At 66.0% G+C, this 1,057-nt stretch carries 1 protein-coding gene; it reads right to left on the reverse strand.

What is annotated here, in order from left to right; translation table 11 throughout:
- Positions 1-289: 289 nt before the first annotated feature.
- Entirely contained in the window at positions 290-835 is a 546-nt protein-coding gene (locus tag ACIBG0_RS42280) for a carboxymuconolactone decarboxylase family protein (RefSeq protein WP_397041309.1), read from the reverse strand.
- Positions 836-1,057: the final 222 nt, after the last annotated feature.

The raw sequence follows: 1,057 nt of genomic DNA on the forward strand, positions 1-1,057 counted from the left end.
GATGCCGAGGTCTTCGAACGTGACGTGGCGGATGACGATGGTGGTGTAGGTCATGCGGGTTCTCCTGCGCAGTCGGAACTCGTGGCCACCGGAGACGGTCGGGCTGGTTGTGACTCCTGAGGAGGGCGGGCGCACGTCCGAGTGGATGCGCGCCCGCCGTGGAGCGATCTACGACCTCGCTGCCCCTGATCGCCACATCGAGCTGACCGCCGCGATGGTCAGGGCTGCCCTCCACGCGAGGGTGTCGGCGGGATAGGAGCTTCTGGTCGGCGTCGGCACCGGTGGAACGTCAGGCGGCTGGCCGCAGACTCACCCTGGGGAAGTCGACCGGGACTGCGAGGGCGACGTTGATGTAGTTGGTGAACAGGTTGAGCGCGACCTGCCCGATGACCTCGACGATGTGCTCATCGCTCCAGCCCTGATCACGGAGAGCCTGCACGTCCTCTGCCGTGACCTGGCCGCGCTCTTCCACTAGCTTCAGCGCGAAGTTCAGGAGTGCCGCAGTCCGAGGGTCATCGGACCGGCCCGTCTGCGCGGCTTCCAGCGCCGCGCGGCTCACCCCGGCCTTGCGTCCGAGAGCGGTGTGCGCGGCCAGGCAGTACTCGCAGGAGTTTCGGTTGGCGACGGCCACGGCGATCTGTTCGCTGAGCGCCGGTCCCAGGACACCGCCGCCGAAGGCGCCGAACGAAGCCCACATGCTCGTCAGGGCGGCAGGGGAGTTCGCGACGGCTCGGAACATCGCGGGCACGGTGCCGAACGCGGTATGGATCTGATCGAGCTGGTCTTTGACGGTTCCGGTCGCGGACTCGCGCTCGACAGGGGGGACAAGAGACATGGAGTGCTCCTCGGGTTGTGGTTCGGACGACGCCTCCCGCAGTGTCTCGCCGGGCGACGCACTCTCAGACTGCCTGGACCACTTGGACTGATTGATGCATATCGTCTCGATCTCCTACCAGATCGTCTGTCATCCTTGGTCTGTGACTTCCCTCGACCAGCTCTCGCCCCTACTTGAACGCTTCCGGGTGCGAACCCGCTTGTTCCATGCGGGACCGTTGTG

It is taken from the genome of Nocardia sp. NPDC050630 (assembly GCF_044457245.1).
Classification (GTDB): domain Bacteria; phylum Actinomycetota; class Actinomycetes; order Mycobacteriales; family Mycobacteriaceae; genus Nocardia.

Coding starts and splice junctions, on each gene's coding strand:
- ACIBG0_RS42280 (WP_397041309.1), bottom strand. CDS start 835: ATGTCTCTTGTCCCCCCTGTCGAGCGCGAGTCCGCGACCGGAACCGTC.